General features: G+C 45.7%; 18 protein-coding genes. 8 read left to right on the forward strand and 10 right to left on the reverse strand.

Annotated elements, in window-relative coordinates; all coding sequences use genetic code 11:
- Position 1: 1 nt before the first annotated feature.
- Positions 2–547, reverse strand: coding sequence for a SecY-interacting protein (gene syd, locus AB6E52_RS00065; RefSeq protein ID WP_017630799.1), 546 nt, complete (start codon positions 545–547; stop codon positions 2–4).
- A gap of 131 nt (positions 548–678) precedes the next feature.
- On the opposite strand from syd, the gene queF reads away from it, so the two are divergent.
- The 5 genes from queF to xni all read left to right on the forward strand — a co-directional run bounded on the left by queF (position 679) and on the right by xni (position 8,067).
- On the forward strand, positions 679–1,524 hold the full coding sequence (queF, locus tag AB6E52_RS00070) for an NADPH-dependent 7-cyano-7-deazaguanine reductase QueF (RefSeq protein WP_017060768.1): 846 nt from the start codon (positions 679–681) through the stop codon (positions 1,522–1,524).
- Between the two features lie 58 nt (positions 1,525–1,582).
- On the forward strand, positions 1,583–3,841 hold the full coding sequence (locus AB6E52_RS00075) for a tetratricopeptide repeat protein (RefSeq protein ID WP_017071997.1): 2,259 nt from the start codon (positions 1,583–1,585) through the stop codon (positions 3,839–3,841).
- Between the two features lie 118 nt (positions 3,842–3,959).
- Positions 3,960–5,525, forward strand: coding sequence for a GGDEF domain-containing protein (locus AB6E52_RS00080; RefSeq protein ID WP_081229491.1), 1,566 nt, complete (start codon positions 3,960–3,962; stop codon positions 5,523–5,525).
- 243 nt (positions 5,526–5,768) lie between these two features.
- Positions 5,769–7,133 (forward strand): nucleotide 5'-monophosphate nucleosidase PpnN, encoded by a 1,365-nt coding sequence (gene ppnN, locus AB6E52_RS00085; RefSeq protein ID WP_048612241.1) that lies wholly within the window; start codon positions 5,769–5,771, stop codon positions 7,131–7,133.
- Positions 7,134–7,293: 160 nt separating this feature from the next.
- Complete coding sequence (xni, locus tag AB6E52_RS00090; protein ID WP_017069498.1) at positions 7,294–8,067, forward strand: flap endonuclease Xni; 774 nt, start codon at positions 7,294–7,296, stop codon at positions 8,065–8,067.
- A gap of 80 nt (positions 8,068–8,147) precedes the next feature.
- Here the strand turns inward: xni and rlmM are convergent, their stop codons facing one another.
- From rlmM to pomA, 7 genes are all read right to left on the reverse strand, one after another.
- On the reverse strand, positions 8,148–9,239 hold the full coding sequence (gene rlmM / locus AB6E52_RS00095) for a 23S rRNA (cytidine(2498)-2'-O)-methyltransferase RlmM (RefSeq protein WP_102319951.1): 1,092 nt from the start codon (positions 9,237–9,239) through the stop codon (positions 8,148–8,150).
- Positions 9,236–9,634, reverse strand: coding sequence for a DUF423 domain-containing protein (locus tag AB6E52_RS00100; RefSeq protein ID WP_102319950.1), 399 nt, complete (start codon positions 9,632–9,634; stop codon positions 9,236–9,238). Before AB6E52_RS00100 ends, rlmM begins: the two co-directional genes overlap by 4 nt.
- Complete coding sequence (locus AB6E52_RS00105) at positions 9,624–10,247, reverse strand: alpha/beta fold hydrolase (protein WP_102319949.1); 624 nt, start codon at positions 10,245–10,247, stop codon at positions 9,624–9,626. Before AB6E52_RS00105 ends, AB6E52_RS00100 begins: the two co-directional genes overlap by 11 nt.
- Positions 10,240–11,148: a transcriptional regulator GcvA gene (locus AB6E52_RS00110; protein WP_012604639.1), complete on the reverse strand. Its 909-nt coding sequence runs from the start codon at positions 11,146–11,148 to the stop codon at positions 10,240–10,242. Before AB6E52_RS00110 ends, AB6E52_RS00105 begins: the two co-directional genes overlap by 8 nt.
- A gap of 671 nt (positions 11,149–11,819) precedes the next feature.
- Complete coding sequence (gene thiI, locus AB6E52_RS00115; protein ID WP_029235325.1) at positions 11,820–13,268, reverse strand: tRNA uracil 4-sulfurtransferase ThiI; 1,449 nt, start codon at positions 13,266–13,268, stop codon at positions 11,820–11,822.
- 318 nt (positions 13,269–13,586) lie between these two features.
- Positions 13,587–14,534 carry a flagellar motor protein MotB gene (locus AB6E52_RS00120; RefSeq protein ID WP_017060777.1) on the reverse strand — a complete coding sequence of 316 codons (948 nt, stop codon included), beginning with the start codon at positions 14,532–14,534 and terminating at the stop codon, positions 13,587–13,589.
- A gap of 12 nt (positions 14,535–14,546) precedes the next feature.
- Complete coding sequence (gene pomA, locus AB6E52_RS00125) at positions 14,547–15,311, reverse strand: flagellar motor protein PomA (RefSeq protein ID WP_004734406.1); 765 nt, start codon at positions 15,309–15,311, stop codon at positions 14,547–14,549.
- 298 nt (positions 15,312–15,609) lie between these two features.
- Here pomA and xseB point away from each other — a divergent pair, with 298 nt between their 5' ends.
- From xseB to dxs, 3 genes are read left to right on the forward strand one after another with little or no spacing between them, the layout of a single operon-like run.
- Positions 15,610–15,852, forward strand: a complete 243-nt coding sequence (gene xseB, locus AB6E52_RS00130) for an exodeoxyribonuclease VII small subunit (protein ID WP_004734405.1) — start codon at positions 15,610–15,612, stop codon at positions 15,850–15,852.
- Positions 15,853–15,872: 20 nt separating this feature from the next.
- Positions 15,873–16,757, forward strand: a complete 885-nt coding sequence (ispA, locus tag AB6E52_RS00135) for a (2E,6E)-farnesyl diphosphate synthase (RefSeq protein ID WP_102319948.1) — start codon at positions 15,873–15,875, stop codon at positions 16,755–16,757.
- A gap of 21 nt (positions 16,758–16,778) precedes the next feature.
- A complete protein-coding gene (gene dxs, locus AB6E52_RS00140) occupies positions 16,779–18,662 on the forward strand; it encodes a 1-deoxy-D-xylulose-5-phosphate synthase (protein WP_017070488.1) in 1,884 nt (627 codons plus the stop codon).
- 119 nt (positions 18,663–18,781) lie between these two features.
- On the opposite strand, the gene pgpA is transcribed toward dxs, so the two are convergent.
- Together pgpA and thiL are read right to left on the reverse strand one after the other, a co-directional pair.
- Positions 18,782–19,288 carry a phosphatidylglycerophosphatase A gene (pgpA, locus tag AB6E52_RS00145; protein WP_017060782.1) on the reverse strand — a complete coding sequence of 169 codons (507 nt, stop codon included), beginning with the start codon at positions 19,286–19,288 and terminating at the stop codon, positions 18,782–18,784.
- A complete protein-coding gene (gene thiL / locus AB6E52_RS00150) occupies positions 19,288–20,262 on the reverse strand; it encodes a thiamine-phosphate kinase (RefSeq protein ID WP_102319947.1) in 975 nt (324 codons plus the stop codon). The genes pgpA and thiL overlap by 1 nt, the downstream gene beginning before the upstream one ends.
- Between the last annotated feature and the right edge of the window lie 14 nt (positions 20,263–20,276).

The raw sequence follows: 20,276 nt of genomic DNA on the forward strand, positions 1-20,276 counted from the left end.
TTTATACCGCTGGTTGTAGCTTTTCTAAAAATTCTGCCAATGTCTCGGCGAGCACATCACGATTTTTGGTACCTAAGCGCTCCAAAATCACGTTACCCGTTAGGTTACAGATAGAGATAACATCCAGTTCCGCGTCAGTCGCTGCGATGAAAACCGTAGGCTTTAGCTTTAAGCGACGTTGAGTCACTAGGTGACCTAAGATGTTTTCTTGTAGACATTCGAAGTCTTCATCACTCCAAATCTGTAATAGAGTCAGTTCATTGCCGTCGAAGGTCGCGTTCATGTCTGCGCTGTATTGCGCACCGTAGAAGGTTTTGATGTCTTCGTGCAGCGTTAATTCAATGCCAGTTTCAACGTTGGTGAAATCCGCGAATTGCTCACGTGGATAGTGCTTCCATAACACGGCATCGCCGCTCTTTTCTTCTACACATGGCGATACCACGTCCACCAACTCCTCATTGCGAGGTAAGCTTTGGTGTTGCTGTTGCCACGCGTCAACGTATCGCTGACTAAAAGAAAGTAGTGCGTCTTGAGCACGTTGAGTCATGAAAATCTCCTAAACACAAAATAATAAATAGAATCCGAGCCCTTTCCGCGCCGATTAAGCGATGACTTAATGACAGGGTAAGGGGGATTCAGTAAAATCGACCCCATTCTAATCGAATTTGAAACCAAAGTATGAGCAAATATTCTGACGCAAAAGAGCTAGCGGGTTTAACCCTTGGCCAAAAAACTGAGTACTCTAACCAATACGATGCAAGTTTATTGCAACCAGTGCCTCGTAGCCTTAATCGCGATGATCTTGCGCTAAACGGCGAGCTGCCTTTTGTTGGTCATGATATTTGGACGATGTACGAGCTTTCGTGGCTAAACACCAATGGTCTACCACAAGTGGCTGTCGGTGAAGTTTTCATCCCAGCAACCAGCCCAAATTTAATTGAATCAAAATCTTTCAAGCTCTACCTGAACAGCTACAACCAGACTCAATTTGAAAACTGGGATCAAGTAACCGAGCGCCTGACCCAAGATTTGTCGGCATGTGCAGGCGAAACGGTGATTGTGAATGTAAACTCAGTAACCGACTACACTAACCAACCTATCGTGACGATGGAAGGTGACTGTATCGACAACCAAGACATCCAAATCACTAGCTACGACTTTGAAGCGTCGCTGCTTGAAGGCGCTGCTGGCGAACAAGACGTTGAAGAAACACTGCACAGCCACCTATTGAAGTCGAACTGTTTGATCACCAATCAACCGGATTGGGGCAGCGTTGAGATCGCATATTCTGGTAAGCAAATTGACCGTGAAGCTCTGCTACGCTATTTAGTTTCTTTCCGTGAGCACAATGAATTCCACGAACAATGTGTTGAGCGTATCTTCACTGACATCATGAAATACTGTGCACCTTCGAAGCTAACTGTGTTCGCACGTTACACACGTCGTGGTGGTCTGGATATCAACCCATACCGTTCAACAGAGCAAGATAGACCAAGCCACAATAAGCGTATGGCTCGCCAATAATCAGGCGAGAACCACCCACACTTATTTGAACCTACCAAATCTTTAAAGGGACATTGAAATGCGTTGGTTATACGTTGTTAGTCTATTTATTTTAAGCTTAAGCACATCGGTCAATGCGTCGGTTTATTCGTCGGCGCTACTCAATGAAGCCAATAATTTGGTTGAGATCGAGCCGAGCCAAGCAAAACAAATGGCCAACAGCTACCTAACGCTGCGTGTCCTTTCTGATCAACGCGAGAAAAGCCCTTCAGCTATTTCTCGCGAAGAGACAGACTCCTCGATTCGAACACCAAACAGCAGTATCGATGCGTATAAGATCTTAGCCAAAGCGGAATACAACCTTGGCAATATGCGTATTGCGATTCAGCACATCGACAAAGCCTCCGAGCTAGCGCAAACCTATAAGCTTGATTACCTAAAAATAGATCTTCAGATCCTAAAAGTTCGCTTACTTTGGCTGAGTGATAGAAAATCAGCCAAAGCAAAATCAGAGCTCACTAACATTGAAACAAATCTAGAGTCGGTGAATAAAACCTTACGCTTAACGGAAGGCATTACCTATCGCTTGATCATGTTGAAAGCCGACATCGCCTCTTACGACAACAAGATCGATGAAGCCGAAAAGTTCTATCAAGAAGCCAAAACCTATCTCGATCAACGTTACTCTGAAAAAGTCACCATCGACTACCATATCTCCGTCGGCGAGTTTTATCTGACTCACAAAGAGTACAACCACGCGTTATCCGAGTTGTTGTATGGCTACTGGAAATCAGTAGAGGGCAATCTAAGTTCACGTTTGGCCAAGGTCAACCGCCTACTTGCGCAGCTTTTCTTTGAGCGCCAAGTGTTGGATAAAGCGTTAGAACACCTATCTCAAGCCGCTGATTTCTATGACAACTTTGAAAACTCGCCTGTCTTAGCACAAGTGCTTAAGAAAATGGGGGATGTGTACTTCTATCAAGGGAAATATAACCTTGCCTTGGTACACTTCTTCAACGTTCTTGATCACGAAAGCACTGACCGAGATATCCACCAAGTCATTGATATCCGACTAAGTCTATCGGCGACCTACTTACGCCTTTATAACTACCCTCTAGCAGAACAGTACCTAACCCGTGCCCTTGAGCTGCTGGAATATACCGACATTCCAAAGCTGGAAGGCCGTGCTGCACTGTTATCTGCAGGGTTAGCGTATCACCTACAAGAAAGCGAAGACGTGATAAAGCATGCGACACGTGCACTTGAGATCTCACGCCAGATAGAGAACATGCGCCTTTCACAACGCTCGTACTACTTACTTTCTTTGGGTTATGAACAGGCAGGTCGTCCACAGCAAGCATTGGCAAACCTCAAGCAATACAACAGCCTTGTCTCTCTAGAGCAGCAAAAACTCAACCGTGTTGGCGAAGACGCGTTCCGTCAACAGAAAGAATTTGCCGAACAAACCCTGCACTACGCAGGCCAAGCGCAAGAGCTAGAGCAATACAAACTGGAGCATCGTAAGTTCCAAAAAATATCGTTCGCCCTATTCCTGTTCAGCATTGTCTTGTTCTTCTTTGTTCTGCGCCGTGGCTATCTCATTCAAACCTTAGCCAAAGAAGTGGACTCACTGCGCACCGACCTATTTACGCACTCACGTTCAAAGCTTCCGAACTTAAGAATGCTCAATGCGAAGCTCTCTAACTCGCTGGAACAAACCAGCCAGACCTTCGAACAGTGGCAACTTGGCGAATTGATTCATGAGCCACTCAACGACCGCTTACGCTTCGTGATGATTGATTTACCGTTCTTACGCAATATGTACACGCAGAACGGTTACAAAGCCGGTCTAGAACTGGAAGACGCTTTCGGTGAATTCCTAAAATCTAAGCTTGAAGGCCCAGCTCGTGTCTACCACTTCTCGGATGCGAACCTGCTTTATATCGAGCCAAACGCGGACCGTGATTTGTCGCCTGAGGACATGTTCAGAAAGATTCAGTCTTGGGTGAATGACTTCGAAACAGAGCGAAACATCAACCGAACGGTCCGTATGGGCATCGCTGACTACCCATTCTTGCCACGTGCTTACACCGCAATTAACGATCAAGAGCTGCTCGACGTATTGTTGATGTCGACCAATCTCGCCCGTGAGATCAGTCTCAAAGAGCGCAGTAGCCAATGGGTCTATCTAAAAGCTATCGATAATGCACCAGCAGCGAGCCTTGCAACTGGTAACATAAGAGAAGCGTGTAAACATGCGATTAATCAAGGGTTAATAAAAATACAATCCTCGTACCAGAATGAGGACAACATCAAAAAAATGCTAAAAGATGACTGATTTGCGAGCGGTTAAGAGCAGCAAGTCGTGACCTTATTTTTAGTTTTGTTATTATCGATGTAACGGAATTTCATCAAAATGATCGAGATCGGTCTACGCGGCGCTAATAAATACATCTATGGGCATTCTTGAAAAAGACATTCAGGCGCAACTCCACCAGCTGAAATCTCAGTTGGAGCAGGTCCGTTTGACGCAAAGAGACACCTCGTTCAAGTTTATTAGAGAACAGAAAGTTCTAAAGCGTATCGTCACGTCTTTAAGTGATGCATGTGTTGGTAGTAACAGCCATTTAGATGAAAACCTCATTGCCCTTAGGGAAGAGCTAGAAAAGCAAAAAGACATTAGCTCAATGATCCCAAAACTGGCAGTATTAGAAAGGATGCTTAAGCAGAAAACGTTGGCTATGGATAAACAGAACGGGTATCTGGACGATAGCATTAAGCACAGTGGGGAAACGCTGCAGCGCATAACTGGCCTTCCAGCACAGCTCAAACGCGACCTACGAAACTTACTTAGCTTCTCCGAATGCAATGGCAGTCAGAAAGTCGACCACGCCATGAAACTTCTCGGTATTTATGAGCGTGCCATAAAGATTATGGCGAATAACTCACGCACCCATTTTGCTGACGCTGCGCACTCTCCGGAACAAGAGCTCCTTTCCGACCTATCAAACGAACTACAACATCTGATCACTGAACTCGACTTCGAGGGTGAATCGGGTGATCTGCTTACCGATATTCGAGCGAAGCTGCTGCTTGGTGTTTCCACACAAAACCTACTTGAGCTAACACTTCAGATCCTCAAACTGGTTATTGAAGGCACCAACCTAGAACGTAAGAAGTCTGAACAATTCATCGATCAGCTTAATTCTTCTTTAGCGTCCAGCATCAAAACGGCCGACCAAAATGCCGACCAGAGCCAGAGCTACTTTGAGCACCGACAAGGTCTAAACTCTGAGTTAAATGAACTAGTCACTAGAAGCCAAAGCTCGGTAGATAAAGCGAAAGATATTGATAGTTTAAAGCTGTCGATTAATCCGCTACTCAGTGAAATCGCCTCTCTTTCGGAAAGGCTGAACCACGCAGAGCAAAAAGAACAAGCTCTGATAGAGAGAATGAGTTACGGAAAGACTCAGTTAGATTCACTCTATGAAGTGACGCAAGATTACCGTAAGCGCTTGGAAGATCAGGCTCAGCGTATGCTGCTTGATCCTCTAACCAAGGTTTACAATCGCACTGCCTTTACTGATCGCTTAGAGCTTGAGTATCGCCGCTGGATCCGCGCACAACACTCACTGCGCGTAGTACTTCTGGACATCGACAACTTCAAAGCCATTAACGATAGCTTTGGTTATACCGCCGGCGATAAAGCGCTTAAGATCATCGCAAGAACCATCACCAAAGAAGCAGGCACGACCGATACTGTGGCGCGTTTTTCAGGTGAAGAATTTGTCTTACTATTGCCAGAGCAAACCGATGAATATTGTCACCAAGTGATTCAAAACATTCAAACTCAAGTAAGCCGCTTACCCTTTAAGTTCCGTGACCAACAAATCACGATTACTTTATGCGCGGCAAGTACTCAGTTTAAAGAGTCAGATACACCTGAAGAAGTGTTAGAGCGACTCAATACAACACTAAATAAAGCAAAACAACGCGGTAATAACCAACTTGTTTGGCACTAGGCCAGCCCTAGATTTAATTTATTTCATTTTTTCAAATACTTATCACATACCATTTCCCTCAATGTTTGCTAAGCTAATGATTAACATTCGCTTAACAAGCATTCTTGGCAAGCAACGCTGTCGTATCCGTTTCGTCTGGTTAACTCTCCCCCACCTTTAACCAAACACTTTCAACGTTTGCTTCTCACTCTCGAGCCAGAGGGTCACTTCAACGTCCTCTGCTCTTTTCAACAAGGAGGCACTATGATCACTCATATCAGCCCTGCCGGTAGCATGGATTTACTCTCTCAACTTGAGGTTGAGCGTCTTAAGAAAACCGCGTCTAGTGATCTGTACCAACTGTATCGCAACTGTACGTTAGCGGTCCTGAACTCGGGTAGCCATACCGACAACTCCAAAGAGTTGCTCGACAAATATCTGTCGTTCGATGTCGAAGTCGTTCGCCGTGAGCGTGGTATTAAGCTCGAACTAAGCAACCCACCAGAGCATGCCTTTGTCGATGGTGAAATCATCAAGGGTATTCAAGAGCACCTATTTTCAGTGCTGCGTGACATTGTTTACGTCAACATGCACTTAGCCGATAACCAAAGGCTCAACCTGACTAATGCCACTCACATTACTAACCTTGTGTTTGGTATCTTGAGAAATGCAGGTGCGTTGACGCCAGGCATCGAGCCTAACCTGATTGTATGTTGGGGTGGTCACTCTATTAATGCCAGCGAATACCAATACACTCGTGAAGTCGGTAATGAGCTCGGCCTCCGTGAACTGAATATCTGTACCGGTTGTGGACCGGGTGCAATGGAAGGCCCAATGAAAGGGGCTGCCATTGGTCACGCGAAGCAGCGTTACACCGATCATCGTTATCTTGGGCTTACCGAGCCTTCGATCATTGCGGCTGAGCCACCAAACCCAATCGTCAACGAACTGGTGATCATGCCAGATATTGAGAAGCGTCTTGAGGCGTTTGTTCGTATGGCACATGGCATCATCATTTTCCCAGGCGGCCCCGGCACGGCCGAAGAGCTGCTGTACATCTTAGGGATCATGATGCACCCGAATAACGCCGAACAGCCAATGCCGATTGTGTTAACGGGCTCGAAAGAGAGTGAGGCTTACTTCCGCTCAATCGATAAGTTCATTGGGGAAACTCTAGGGCCTGATGCTCAGAAACATTACGAGATCGTGATTGATGACCCAGCACGCGCTGCGAAAATCATGAAACAAGCGATGCCAGATGTGCGTTCTCACCGTAAAGAGACCGGTGATGCCTACAGCTACAACTGGTCACTGCATATTGAGCCTGAGTTCCAACTGCCATTCGACCCAACACACGAATCTATGGCGGCGCTTGATCTTCATATGGACCAAAAAACAGAAAGCCTAGCCGCTAATTTACGTAAAGCGTTCTCAGGCATTGTGGCTGGTAACGTCAAAGCAGAGGGTATTCTGGAGATCGAGAAGCACGGCCCATTCCTAATTGATGGCGACAAAGAGCTAATGACCAAGATGGACCAACTGCTGAATGACTTTGTTGAGCAACATCGAATGAAGTTACCGGGCGGCTCTGATTACGTGCCTTGCTATAAAATCGCACCGAGCGAATAGGCACACTCATTAACGAGTAGCTAAGTGAGTGATAACCAATTGGTAGGCATAACGTTAATCAGCTTATGACGTTTACGTCGCTAACGTTTCAACTCACCAAGTGATACGTTACTATAAGGGGCTAGCAGCCCCTTTTTTATTGCCTATTTAGTGGAAACTTATGTCTATCCATCTTGTTATTATCGATGCCTTAAACCTCATCCGACGCGTGCACTCTGTTCAGCCGGATCCAACCGATATAGCAAGAACCATTACCACCACAATTCGCACTCTCAATAAGATTCTGAATGAATCAAAGCCCACCCACATCATCGCGGTATTTGATCACCATTTACAAGACCGTGGCTGGCGCGCAGATGTGCTTCCTGCTTATAAGCAGAATCGTAAACCGATGCCAGAACCATTGATGAAAGGCCTTGATGCTATTCAACAAGCTTGGTGGGAGTTAGGCATTGATTCACTGCTGTCTGATGGCGATGAAGCGGATGATCTCGTCGCAACACTGGCAAAGAAAGTAGCTGACCACGGAGAAACCGTCACCATCGTCTCGACGGATAAGGGCTACTGCCAACTGTTGTCACCAACGCTTCAGATCCGAGATTACTTCCAGCACCGCTGGTTAGATAAACCCTTTATCGAAGCTGAGTTTGGCGTTAAACCTGAACAACTGGCGGATTACTGGGGATTAACGGGCGTAAGCTCAAGCCAAGTACCGGGCATCCCAGGTATCGGGCCAAAAGCAGCCAAAGAGATATTGACCACTTACCCAGATATCGAAGCGGCCTATCAAGCAGAAGATCTGCCGAAAAAATATCGTAAGAAGTTCGACGAACACATCGAATCCGCTCGTGTATGTAAGCAAGTATCGGCACTCAAAACCGATATTGATTTAGGGTTCAACCTGCAAGATATTCGTTACGAAGCAAACGCTTAAGTTGCTGTGACTCGATAATATTGATACAAAAAATGCCCCTTAAAGGAGCATTTTTTATCACTGACACACTAACGTAAATATTAGTGCGGTGAGATGTTTGAAAGCGCCTGAATGTGGACCGTGATCTCTTCGCGATCGTGGTAAAGGTGCTTAGCCTGCATCTTGAACTTCACTTTGTTCTCAATCAGGAACACTTTTAGGTTCTCGATATCTTGCAGTACTTCATCGTAACGGCCTTTCATAGGCAGTTTAAGGTTGAACAGTGCTTCTTTCGCCCAGCCTTTGATGATCCACTCACCCATAAGGTGAGCAACACGAGCTGGCTTCTCAACCATGTCACAGATAATCCAAGTTACGTTCTTACGGTCTGGTTCAAACTTAAAGCCATCCACCATGTGGTGCTTAATTTGACCTGTTTCCATTAGGCTGTCTGCCATCATGCCGTTATCAACACAGTGAACGAACATCGAGCGCTTAACCAATTGGTAAGTCCAACCACCTGGACATGCACCTAAATCAACACCCCACATACCTGGAGCCAAACGCTCGTCCCACTCATCACGAGGGATGAATACGTGGAATGCTTCTTCTAGCTTCAATGTAGAACGGCTTGGCGCATCTGATGGGAACTTCAGACGAGGGATACCCATAAAGAACTGGGAGTTGTTCGTTGGGTAAGAGTAACCAACAAAACAGTGGCCCGGAGCGATGAAGCATAAATGAAGCACAGGCTTCTTAGCGTTATCTTTCGCTGTCATCAGGCCTTTACCACGCATCGCTTGACGCATCGGCACGGTAAATTTACGGCAGAACTTCAAAAGCTCTTTTGCTTCGTTAGTATCTGGCGTTTCGATACGGATATCACCACAACGAGGGAAACCTTCTTTATCAGAAAGCGCCTCAAGAATTGGAGAAATACGATCATCAGTCGGCAGATCTTTGATTTCAACCGCTACCGCGATCATTTGACGAGCAAAGATCAACGATTGGAAGTCGATCTCTTTTACCAGTTTATCGGCTTCGCCTGCTTGATAACATTCAAACAATACAAAGCCTGTATTGTTCTTTAAGCGAGGAAAACCAAACACTTCCAGTTGTGTTGCCTTGTCTTGAATTTCGCCAGCACATTCTTTTTCAAAACCAGAGCGACAATAAAGTAGTACGTGTTTCACTGAGTTACCTCTTTTATATTCAAAGCAGCGAAGGAGAAGACTCCCCAACCAATGATAAATAGTAGACCACCAAACGGTGTTATAGGGCCAAACCATTTTATTCCTGTCAGTGCTAAGCCATAAAGGCTGCCACTAAAACAAAGGATGCCGATGATAAAGCAAATTGCCGCAATGAAAAAATATTTTTGTGATTTAGCACCAAGTTTCATCTGTAGCAGAGCACCACACGCCAATATTGCTAGTGTATGGATAAACTGGTACTGAACACCTGTCTCAAACACGCCTAGCAGATATTCAGACAAGATAGCTTTCAAACCGTGAGCTGCAAAGGCGCCAAGCATCACAGCAACCGCACCAGAGATGCCAGCAAACGTGAGTAAATACTTACTTCTCATTGAGTACCTCTTTGATAAACGCTGATAACTTCTCAACGGTTAACGCAATATTCTGCTGCTCGGTGTAACCAGAACTCTTACGAGGTTTAAAGCTGTGGTCGCCATCGGGAATAAATTCAACACGAATAGAATCAGACAGATCAAAATCAGCAAACTCTTCACGCTTACCAAAGGTATCGCGCTCACCTTGTAAAATGAGGCATGGCTTTGCTAACTCAGCCAGATGCTCACCTTTGTATTTCTCGGGTTTACCTGGTGGGTGGAAAGGAAAACCTAAACACGCCATTGCGGCCACCTTATCAAGTTCAGACAAATGGCTCGCCATACGCCCTCCCATCGACTTACCACCAATCACAAGCTTATCGGCATCAACCTGCTCAATAATCTCTTGATAGGCTTCAAGTAGCTTAGGCGCTCTGTCAGGTGGACGACGCTTACCATCTTCAGCACGTTTAATCATGTAAGGGAAGTTGAAACGAATCACTCGTATCCCTTTAAAGGCTAACCCTTTGGCTACCGACTGCATGAACTCATGCTCCATGCCTGCGCCAGCACCATGGGCAAAGATAAAGGTGATGGGATTGTCTTCACCATCAATGATGACGTTATTCATCGAGTAAGTCCTCTTGTTCACTTTGCGCTTTCGCTAGCATCCAATCACGGAAAGTCGCAATACGACCCATGTCGGCTTGTTTCTCATGACAAACCACATAGAAGGCGTTCTTACTCACCAACACTTCATCAAAAGGCGCAATCAAACGACCCGCTTCGATTTCAGGCTGCGCCAACACGTTGTTACCCAGAGCAATACCCTGGCCGTGAGCCGCTGCCTGCAGCACCATGGTTGAGTGACTGAAGATAGGGCCGTGATTAACGTTTACCCCATCGATGCCATTTTGCTTAGCGAACTGTTTCCAATCCTTTCGAGAAGTATCATGCAATAGCGTATGACATGCTAAATCACTGAGAGATTCTAATGGTTTTACTCCTAGCAGCACGGAAGGTGAGCAAAGAGGGATCAAGTATTCTTGGTAAAGCTTATCGGCTCTAAGCCCCGACCAATTACCTCGGCCATAATAGATAGCGACGTCTACATCATCGGTTAGCGAGCCTTCATCCATATCAACGGCTTTGATTCTTACATCAATATCAGGCTCTTGCTGATTAAAGTCAGCGAGCCTTGGTACCAACCATTGAATAGCAAAACTCGGCGGTAAACTGATGGTCAATGCGCCCTTCTCACTTCGCTCCAGCACTTTGTCTGTCGCTTCTGCTAGTGATGTGAAAATATCTTTGATATCTAAGAAGTAGCTTTGACCTTCTTCAGTTAGCAGCAAAGAGCGGTTTCTTCGGCGAAACAGCTTCAAAGATAAGAATTCTTCAAGCGCTTTGATCTGATGACTGACTGCCGCTTGAGTAACAAACAACTCTTCTGCAGCACGCGTAAAACTCAAGTGTCGAGCTGCAGCTTCAAACACTCTTAGCGAGTTTAATGGGGGTAATCGACGAGACATAGTTACTCTCTAAATAAGCATTAGTTTTTTTTATCTGAAACATTATAATTTGTCCATTGCCTAGCAGCCAGAGAAATTCTATATTTCATCCCGCAGCAGCTAGCCTGAACGGCTTGATTCTCTCTAGAATCAATTGGCTTAGCTCCTGCGATGTTGTGTTTGCAAACTCGTTCTTTTCGAGTTGGGTAGAGTTCTACCAAATGTTTTGTTGCAGTTTATACTGAAACGAGGCATGTACTTCCTGTATTTATTTTGACCTGTCTGTCAAATTTGTTTACACCGCCTTATGGGCGGTGTTTTTTTATGTGCAAAGAAATGTAACAACAAGTTTATCAATAGCTGTGCTAATTAATCTTTATTATTTTTCATCGCCAATCACAGAATCAGACACCCACTCAAATAATCAACTGAACACATACAAATAGCACCATTGAGTTGCACTAAAAAGTAACAGAATACTTCAAGATACTCACACTTCTTCGGTACTTATAAACCCGTTTAGAACACACTCTTTCTATCAATCAAAAATTTCAAAGCTGAGCATGACGATAGCACGCCCAAACTCACGCCTCTGTCTGACTACTGTAAATCATTCACAATAGAAAATAAAAAAGCCGCTTACTTTTCAGTAAACGGCTTTGCAAAATGATTAACGCTTGGTCAACACACCACTATGGGCGGTAAACCTTAACGTTATGGAAGCCCTGCTCTTGTAGGTAAAGTGCCTGTAGACGGCTCATTACACCACGGTCACAGTACAGCAAGTACTCTTTCGCTTGGTCTAGGTCGCCAAACTGAGTCGAAAGCTTGAAGAATGGGATGTGTTTAATTTCAACACCCTCGATCTCTAATGGGCTTTCGTCTTCTTCTTCTGGGCTACGGATATCAAGAACGATAGCGTGCTCAGCAACAGCTTGAACTTGTTCAACTTCAGGCGCTTGCTCTTGGCTCTCTTTCTCGATGTCACGGATATCCATAACACGAGCGTTCTCGATCACTTGATCCAGCACTTCAAAGTTAAACTTAGCTTCTTCTGCTTCCAGTTTGCCTTTCTTCGCTTTCACTGTTGGCTTCTTAGAAATAACACCACAGTACTCAGGCATTACCTTAGCGAAGTCTTCAGTACCGATGATACGAGAAAGGTCGATGATGTCTTCTTTATCCCAGTTGATAAGCGGACGAAGAATCAAAGTATCTGTCACGTTGTCGATGTGACGCAGGTTAGTTAGCGTTTGGCTTGATACCTGACCTAGTGCTTCACCAGTAACCAACGCTTCGATCTTGAACTTGTCTGCAACCATACCACCAGCACGCATGAACATACGCTTAAGAACAACGCCCATTTGGCCGTCTTCTACGTTCTCAAGGATTTCAGCAACCACAGGTTCAAAGTCTACAGAAATGAACTTCACCTTTGCAGATGAGCCGTATTTATTCCATAGGTAGTGAGCCACTTGTTTAACACCAATCTCGTGCGCTGGGCCACCAAGGTTGAAGAAACAGTAGTGAACCTTAGAGCCGCGTTTGATGTGCAGATAGCTTGAAACACCAGAATCAAAGCCGCCAGAGATCAAGCTCAGTAGATCTTCTTGAGTACCAAGAGGGAAGCCACCGAGGCCTTTGTGACGAGCTAGAACTTGGTTTAGCTTGTCGTTAGCCACTTCAACCTTAACGGTTACATCAGGGTTCTTAAGTCGAACTTTCGCTGACTCAACTGCTTGGTTTAGACCGCCGCCTACGTAGCGCTCAAGTTCAATAGAGGTAAAGTCATGCTTACCACGACGCTTAGCACGTACAGAGAAAGTCTTGCCTTCAATGTCAGCACGGCTGCGTTCTAGTACTTGCTCGTAAATATCGTGCAAGTCTTTGAATTCAGACTGTTGAACTTCAAGAGAGTGGTGAATACCTGGAGTGTGAGTCAGAGCCTCTAACACTTCTGCGTAGTACTGGTCACTCTCAGACGTCACTTCAATATGATCGCGACGGTTGAATACCGCAACACTTTCACAGCGACGTTGAATAACGTTACGAATGTTGCACTCTAGAATCCTTGTGAAGCGCTTACGCACCGATTCACTTTTTACAAAAATTTCCGGATGGGGCTTAACAATAAATTTCATAGTACTTTCACAACATTAATGTTCAAAATTTTGAAAACGCTCATCGCCAAGTAAATTAGAGAATTTACACAGCACTTGAAGCAAGAATAGATCATATCTAAATCTAAGGGCGCGAATTATACATGAGAAAGTGAAGCAAGGAAAAGAGTGGTTGCTTTAACCCGATAATTAAACCGCCTGTTATTAAAAGTAGCAGGTCTCAAAACGACATAAATACCGCTGAGAGCATCATTGAAGACCAGCAAACAAAAAGCCCAACCTCATTATAAGGTTGGGCTTTCGATGCTATCTGCATGTTACCGTGTGTACACGTATCGGCTATTCATTAATAACAGGCACTTCGTCACTGTAAAGCGGCTCGCCCTGCATGATGCTGATTTCAACGCGGCGGTTGAGGCTACGTTGCCATTCAGTATCGTTCGGCTCGACTGGCTCGGTATCCGCCATGCCGCGTACTCTCAAGCGTTGATGAGAGAAACCACGCACCTTTTCCATCTCTTGAGCCACAGACACCGCACGCTGCGATGACAGGTCCCAATTAGAACGATAAAGCTCTGAATCAAGTCTCTGATTATCGGTGTGGCCAGAAATACGAACAATACCTGGTACATCTTTTACCAATTCAGCCACCTGTCTAACCAATGGTCGAAACTTAGGTTGTAGGAAAGCAGAACCCGATGGGAATGCACCCTTCTCACGAATTCGAATCACAATCTGCTGGCCAAGGTTTTCCACCTCAATCGCGCCTTGGTCGATCTCTCGCTCCAACGCTTTCTTGATACTTTCCATCAAGGTTTCCATCTCTTGCGATTGAGCTTCGGCTTGCTGTTGTTGTTGGTCTGACTCAGAGTTTTGATTGTCGTGAGTTGAAACCTCTGGCGACTTGCCTCCCGTCATCTTGCCTTGGTCACGCATTGTGCCGCCAGCACGCTCAGATTCACCTTCATGAAACTCAAGCGTTTGCTGCGTAATATCAATGGTCTGCTGCATGATCACATCGATCGGAGTCGGCTCTGGGCGACCAGGGCGAAACTCTTGCGCAATGATGCTAGTCCCTTTAGGAATATCTTTCACTTCCAAGCGGTTTTGTACACCAAACGCAAATTTCATCGATCCAGCGATCTGTTTGAACTTCAGTACGTCCATCTCAGAGAATGAGAGCAGCAGTACGAAGAAACACATCAGCAGTGACATCAAGTCAGCAAATGTCCCCATCCATTGAGGTAACCCCGGAGGAGGACATTTACATGGATTTTCTTCATCCATCTTCAAATCCTCTTACGCGGGTTCACCATCAATCGTGCGCTTACCTTCATTGAGGTAGCTCTTGAGGTAACCATCGATAACTCGTGGGTTCTGACCATCTTGAATCGCTAATACACCATCCATAACCAAACGACGGTTGAGTGTCTCTTGGTCACGACGCAGCGCAAGCTTGTCCGCAATTGGGAAGAACACCATGTTCGAAAGAATTGCACCGTACAGGGTCGTTAAAAGTGCTACCGCCATCGCAGGACCGATCGCTTTTGGATCATCCATGTTAGAAAGCATGGCAACTAAGCCAACCAAGGTACCAATCATACCCATCGCGGGTGCTACATCACCAAATGCAGAGAACACTTTCGCGCCCTGCTCATGACGCTCTGTGGTTAATGCGATGTCTTTTTGCAGTGCAGCACGCACCACATCACCATCATGGCCATCTACCAATAGGTCGATGCCCTTTTGCATGAAACTGTTGCTGATTTCCATTTCTTCAAGTGCCAAGAAGCCACCTTTACGTGCTGCATCCGCCATCTCTACCACTTTAGCGATAAGATCTTCAGGCTCATCGGCCTTAAACATAAATGCTTTGCCAGCGATTTTGGTTGCTCCAAAGAATTGTCCCATGGTGAACTTCATTAGAACAACAAACGTTGAACCACCCACCACGATCAAAATGGATGTCGTGTCATAGAACATCCCGAGGCTTCCACCTAGGATCATTGCCATGATTACAAAGGCAAATCCACCAATCAAACCTATTAGGGTTGCTAAATCCACTGAGCACTCCTCATGCTTTTTTGTAGCTCTACGTCGACGATAATCTTTTTATCGGCCAGACTATAAGATCTTTTAGTAAATTCTTGGCCTAAATATCACACTTTTCGTTTTTGAATCACAATTATTGGCTTACATTGCTCTTATCCTTAGCGCATAAACTCGATAAAGCTAAGGTTATTCAACCAAAGTGAGTTCAAGCCCCTTAAAAACGAACTTTCTAGCAAAATTTCTTGGTTACATTTGACCATCTCAGCGGCCTAGGGTAACGTTCGTTCATATTTCCAAACGCAGATTTATTATGGCTACTAAGAAACCTGAAAATATGAGCTTTGAAGCGGCTATCGAAGAGCTTGATGGCTTGGTTGATCAACTAGAAAATGGTGATCTAGCTTTAGATGATGCGCTGAAAAAGTTCGAACGAGGCATCTCCCTCGCTCGTGCTGGTCAAAGTAAACTAAACGATGCTGAACAGCGTGTTAGCATCTTACTGCAAAATGATGAAAATGCAGAACTTAGTGACTTTAACCCACAACCAGAATAACGAATTGTATGAGATCCCCTATGATCGAGACTTTATTGTCTTATCAAGCACGTAATAACGAGCAACTGAACCTTTGGCTTGATCGCCTGCCACACCAAAATCAGAACCTGATCAACGCAATGCGTTATGGGTTACTTTTAGGCGGCAAGCGCGCGCGTCCATTTCTTGTCTATATTACAGGGGAGATGCTCGGTTGCACCGCTGAAGAACTCGACACTCCAGCTTCTGCAGTCGAATGTATTCATGCCTACTCTCTGATTCACGACGACCTGCCAGCAATGGACGACGACGAACTGCGTCGTGGCCATCAGACCTGTCACATCAAATTCGATGAAGCGACCGCCATTTTAACGGGCGATGCCCTACAAACTCTGGCATTTACTATACTTGCGGAAGGTACATTAAGTGCTGACGGTGAAAGCAATCGCGTTCGAATGATTCAACGCCTAGCTGAAGCGTCTGGTGCACAAGGTATGTGCATTGGACAAGCTCTTGATATTGAAGCTGAAAACCGCTCAGTCACGCTAGAAGAGTTAGAAGAAGTTCACCGTAACAAGACTGGCGCTCTAATGAAGAGTGCGATTCGTTTAGGTGCTCTGGCTGCTGGCGAAAAAGCGTTTGAAGTGATGCCTCAATTAGATAAGTACGCCGATGCAATCGGGTTAGCCTTCCAAGTTCAGGATGATATTTTAGATATCATTAGCGATACCGAAACTTTGGGTAAACCACAGGGCTCTGACCAAGATTTGAACAAAAGCACCTACCCTTCTTTGTTAGGTTTAGAGGGCGCTCAAGAAAAAGCGCAAACTCTGCTACAGGAAGCGCTTCAAGCTTTGGCTGCAATCCCATACAATACCCAGTCACTCGAAGAGTTCGCCCGATACGTCATCGAGCGCAAGAACTAAGACAATAAGCGCGCATTACCTATGACTCTTGATATATCAAAGTACCCAACTCTTGCTTTGGCTGATAAGCCAGAGGATTTGCGTCTACTTCCAAAAGAGACGCTTACACAGCTTTGTGATGAATTACGTACCTATCTTCTTAACTCGGTGAGCCAGTCAAGTGGTCACTTAGCGTCAGGCTTAGGTACAGTAGAGCTAACCGTTGCTCTGCACTATGTGTACAACACGCCTTTTGACCAATTGGTTTGGGATGTTGGCCACCAAGCATACCCACATAAGATTCTTACTGGCCGTCGTGACCGCTTATCGACTATCCGTCAAAAAGATGGACTGCACCCATTCCCATGGCGTCAAGAGAGCGAATACGACACTCTATCTGTTGGTCACTCTTCAACATCGATCAGCGCCGGACTTGGTATGGCGATCAGTGCGAAGAAAGAAGGTAAGAACCGTAAAGTTGTCAGTGTGATTGGTGATGGCGCGATTACCGCAGGTATGGCCTTCGAAGCCATGAACCACGCGGGCGATATTCACAATGACATGCTGGTTATCCTTAACGATAACGAGATGTCGATCTCTGAAAACGTCGGTGCTCTAAACAACCACCTCGCTCAAGTTCTTTCTGGCAGTCTTTACACGTCAATTCGTGAGGGTGGCAAGAAAGTGCTATCAGGCGTTCCGCCAATTAAAGAGCTCGTTCGTCGTACAGAAGAACATTTAAAAGGCATGGTTGTCCCTGGCACCATGTTTGAAGAGTTAGGCTTTAACTACATTGGTCCAATTGATGGTCACGATGTGAATGAGCTGATTAAAACGCTGAAGAACATGAGAGATCTAAAAGGTCCTCAGTTCCTGCATATCATGACGAAGAAAGGTAAAGGCTACGAGCCAGCTGAGAAAGATCCAATTGGCTACCATGGCGTACCTAAATTCGATCCTGCACATTCAAGTCTGCCTAAGAGCACCAGCTCTAAACCAACTTTCTCTAAGATTTTTGGCGACTTCCTGTGTGATATGGCCGCTCAAGATCCTAAGCTAATGGCGATCACGCCTGCAATGCGTGAAGGTTCTGGTATGGTGCGTTTCTCGAAAGAGTATCCAGAACAGTACTTTGATGTAGCAATTGCTGAGCAACACGCTGTGACGCTAGCAACCGGTATGGCGATTGCCGGTGATAAGCCAATTGTGGCTATCTACTCGACTTTCCTACAACGTGGCTACGATCAACTGATCCACGATGTGGCAATCATGGATCTACCGGTTATGTTCGCTATTGACCGTGCAGGTCTCGTCGGTGCCGATGGTCAAACACACCAAGGTGCGTTCGACTTAAGTTTCATGCGCTGTATTCCAAACATGGTGATCATGGCACCAAGCGACGAGAACGAATGTCGCCAAATGCTTTACACCGGTCACCAGCACACGGGGCCAAGTGCCGTTCGTTACCCTCGCGGTAATGGCATGGGTACTGAGATTCAAAGTGAGTTTACCGCTCTTGAGATTGGTAAAGGTCGTATCGTTCGCGAAAGCGAAAAAGCAAAAGATGGCTCGAAGGTCGCTATCCTAAGCTTCGGTACTTTCCTTGAGAGTGCACTTCAAACGGCTGATGCTATCGATGCTACAGTGGCAGATATGCGCTTTGTTAAGCCCCTCGACGAAGCTCTGATCAAACAACTTGCTGCTGACCACGATGTACTAGTGACTATCGAAGAAAACGCGATTGCAGGTGGTGCGGGTGCGGGTGTGATTGAATTCTTGATGCAAGAAAAACTACTGATGCCAGTATTGAACCTTGGCCTACCAGACAAGTTTATTGCTCAAGGTACTCAAGGTGAGCTGCATGAAGAGCTTGGCTTAGATGCGAAAGGGATTGAGAAGTCTATCACTGACTATCTTGCCAAGTAGCTTTAATACGTAAGCTCGTAAGCTCCGCAAACAAAAAAGGTTGGCCCTAGGGTCAACCTTTTTAGTATCTGCTAATTAGTTTGGTGTATCGCCAACTAAACCTTAGCCCTTCAGTTAACTCACACTAACCAACCTGCGAAATGTGCCACGGCATACAACGAAATAGCCGCCATAATACCCGCTACAATATCGTCAATCATGATACCCAAGCCGCCGTGAATTCGCGCATCTAGCCAACCAATCGGCCAAGGTTTTACCATGTCAAAGAAGCGGAAAAGCACAAAACCAGTCAGAAGCCATTTCCAGTCATCGGCAGGGATATTCAGCATAGGCACTAAGCTCATGGTGATCCAAAAGCCCGCAAACTCATCCCAAACGATAGAACCGTGGTCATGCACGCCCATATCATCAGACGTTACTTGGCAGATCTTAATACCAATAATGCAGCTTACCACCACCACGGCAACGTAAGCAGGAAACGGTAGCTGAACCAACAATAGGTACAACGGAATTGACGCAAGCGTGCCCATTGTGCCGGGAATAATAGGCGATAAGCCACTGCCAAAACCCGTTGCTAAGAAATGCCAAGGATTTTTAAGAGAAATAAGAGAAAGTGGGTTTGTCATCAATTAACCTTAAAGTGATCGTAACCAGTTAAGTTCCAGCTTAGTGGTTCACCATTATTGTGTAATTCAAAATATTCTACAGGTCTTATCTGGCCAATGCAGGTGACTTTTGTACCAGTGTGTGACAAAGCACTTTCCAGCGACCCTTTATTCTCTTCTGGTACAGTAAAGCACAGTTCGTACTCTTCACCACTCGTTAGCGCATACTGATGAGCTGAAGTGATATCAGGAGCGAACTGACGTAACTCTGGAGAGATAGGCAGCGTGCTTACATCAATACTCGCGCCAACTTGAGAACGCTTAAGGATATGTTTTAAATCAGCAATAACGCCATCAGAGATATCAATCGCAGATGAAGCAAGGTTCACTAGAGCCTGACCCGCTAACACTCGTGGGGCGCTCACATAATGTCTCTCTTCAAGCTCAGCAGCATAGGGCTTCGCTCTGTTCTGCTCAGGGTTAAGTAACACTTCTAAGCCAGCTTTGCTGTCACCTAGATTACCTGTTACGTAAATCCAGTCGCCCACTTTCGCGCCATCTCTGCGCAGCGCTCGTCCTTCAGGAACAAAGCCCTGTACCGTCAGTGTCAGGCTTAGTGGACCTTTGGTTGTGTCGCCACCAATTAACTGAATACCAAAGTAGTCTGCGAGTTTAAAAAAGGAGTCACAGAAGGGAGCAAGCCATGCTTCATCGATTTCAGGCATGGTTAAAGCAAAAGACACCCAAGCAGGCGTCGCGCCCATTGCAGCAAGGTCACTGATATTGGAAGCCAACGCTTTGTGTGCCACCCAAGCCGGATTCGCCTCAGCTAAGAAATGGGTACCAGCCACTAAGGTGTCCGTGCTGATCGCTATCTCAACATTGCCCGGCGCTTTGACCAAAGCACAATCATCGCCAGCAGCTAGAAGAACGTCTTTACGTTGTGGTTGTCGATTTACAAAATATTTTTCAATCAGGTTAAATTCGCCAGACATCACATGCCCTATCT

The organism is Vibrio sp. 10N.247.311.13, assembly GCF_041467595.1.
In the GTDB taxonomy this organism is placed as follows: domain Bacteria; phylum Pseudomonadota; class Gammaproteobacteria; order Enterobacterales; family Vibrionaceae; genus Vibrio; species Vibrio crassostreae_C.

Coding starts and splice junctions, on each gene's coding strand:
- pgpA (WP_017060782.1), bottom strand. CDS start 19,288: ATGACAAACCCACTTTCTCTTATTTCTCTTAAAAATCCTTGGCATTTC.
- xseB (WP_004734405.1), top strand. CDS start 15,610: ATGGCTACTAAGAAACCTGAAAATATGAGCTTTGAAGCGGCTATCGAA.
- queF (WP_017060768.1), top strand. CDS start 679: ATGAGCAAATATTCTGACGCAAAAGAGCTAGCGGGTTTAACCCTTGGC.
- thiL (WP_102319947.1), bottom strand. CDS start 20,262: ATGTCTGGCGAATTTAACCTGATTGAAAAATATTTTGTAAATCGACAA.
- AB6E52_RS00105 (WP_102319949.1), bottom strand. CDS start 10,247: ATGAATAACGTCATCATTGATGGTGAAGACAATCCCATCACCTTTATC.
- syd (WP_017630799.1), bottom strand. CDS start 547: ATGACTCAACGTGCTCAAGACGCACTACTTTCTTTTAGTCAGCGATAC.
- dxs (WP_017070488.1), top strand. CDS start 16,779: ATGACTCTTGATATATCAAAGTACCCAACTCTTGCTTTGGCTGATAAG.
- AB6E52_RS00120 (WP_017060777.1), bottom strand. CDS start 14,534: ATGGATGAAGAAAATCCATGTAAATGTCCTCCTCCGGGGTTACCTCAA.
- AB6E52_RS00110 (WP_012604639.1), bottom strand. CDS start 11,148: ATGTCTCGTCGATTACCCCCATTAAACTCGCTAAGAGTGTTTGAAGCT.
- ispA (WP_102319948.1), top strand. CDS start 15,873: ATGATCGAGACTTTATTGTCTTATCAAGCACGTAATAACGAGCAACTG.
- AB6E52_RS00075 (WP_017071997.1), top strand. CDS start 1,583: ATGCGTTGGTTATACGTTGTTAGTCTATTTATTTTAAGCTTAAGCACA.
- AB6E52_RS00100 (WP_102319950.1), bottom strand. CDS start 9,634: ATGAGAAGTAAGTATTTACTCACGTTTGCTGGCATCTCTGGTGCGGTT.
- xni (WP_017069498.1), top strand. CDS start 7,294: ATGTCTATCCATCTTGTTATTATCGATGCCTTAAACCTCATCCGACGC.
- AB6E52_RS00080 (WP_081229491.1), top strand. CDS start 3,960: ATGGGCATTCTTGAAAAAGACATTCAGGCGCAACTCCACCAGCTGAAA.
- thiI (WP_029235325.1), bottom strand. CDS start 13,268: ATGAAATTTATTGTTAAGCCCCATCCGGAAATTTTTGTAAAAAGTGAA.
- ppnN (WP_048612241.1), top strand. CDS start 5,769: ATGATCACTCATATCAGCCCTGCCGGTAGCATGGATTTACTCTCTCAA.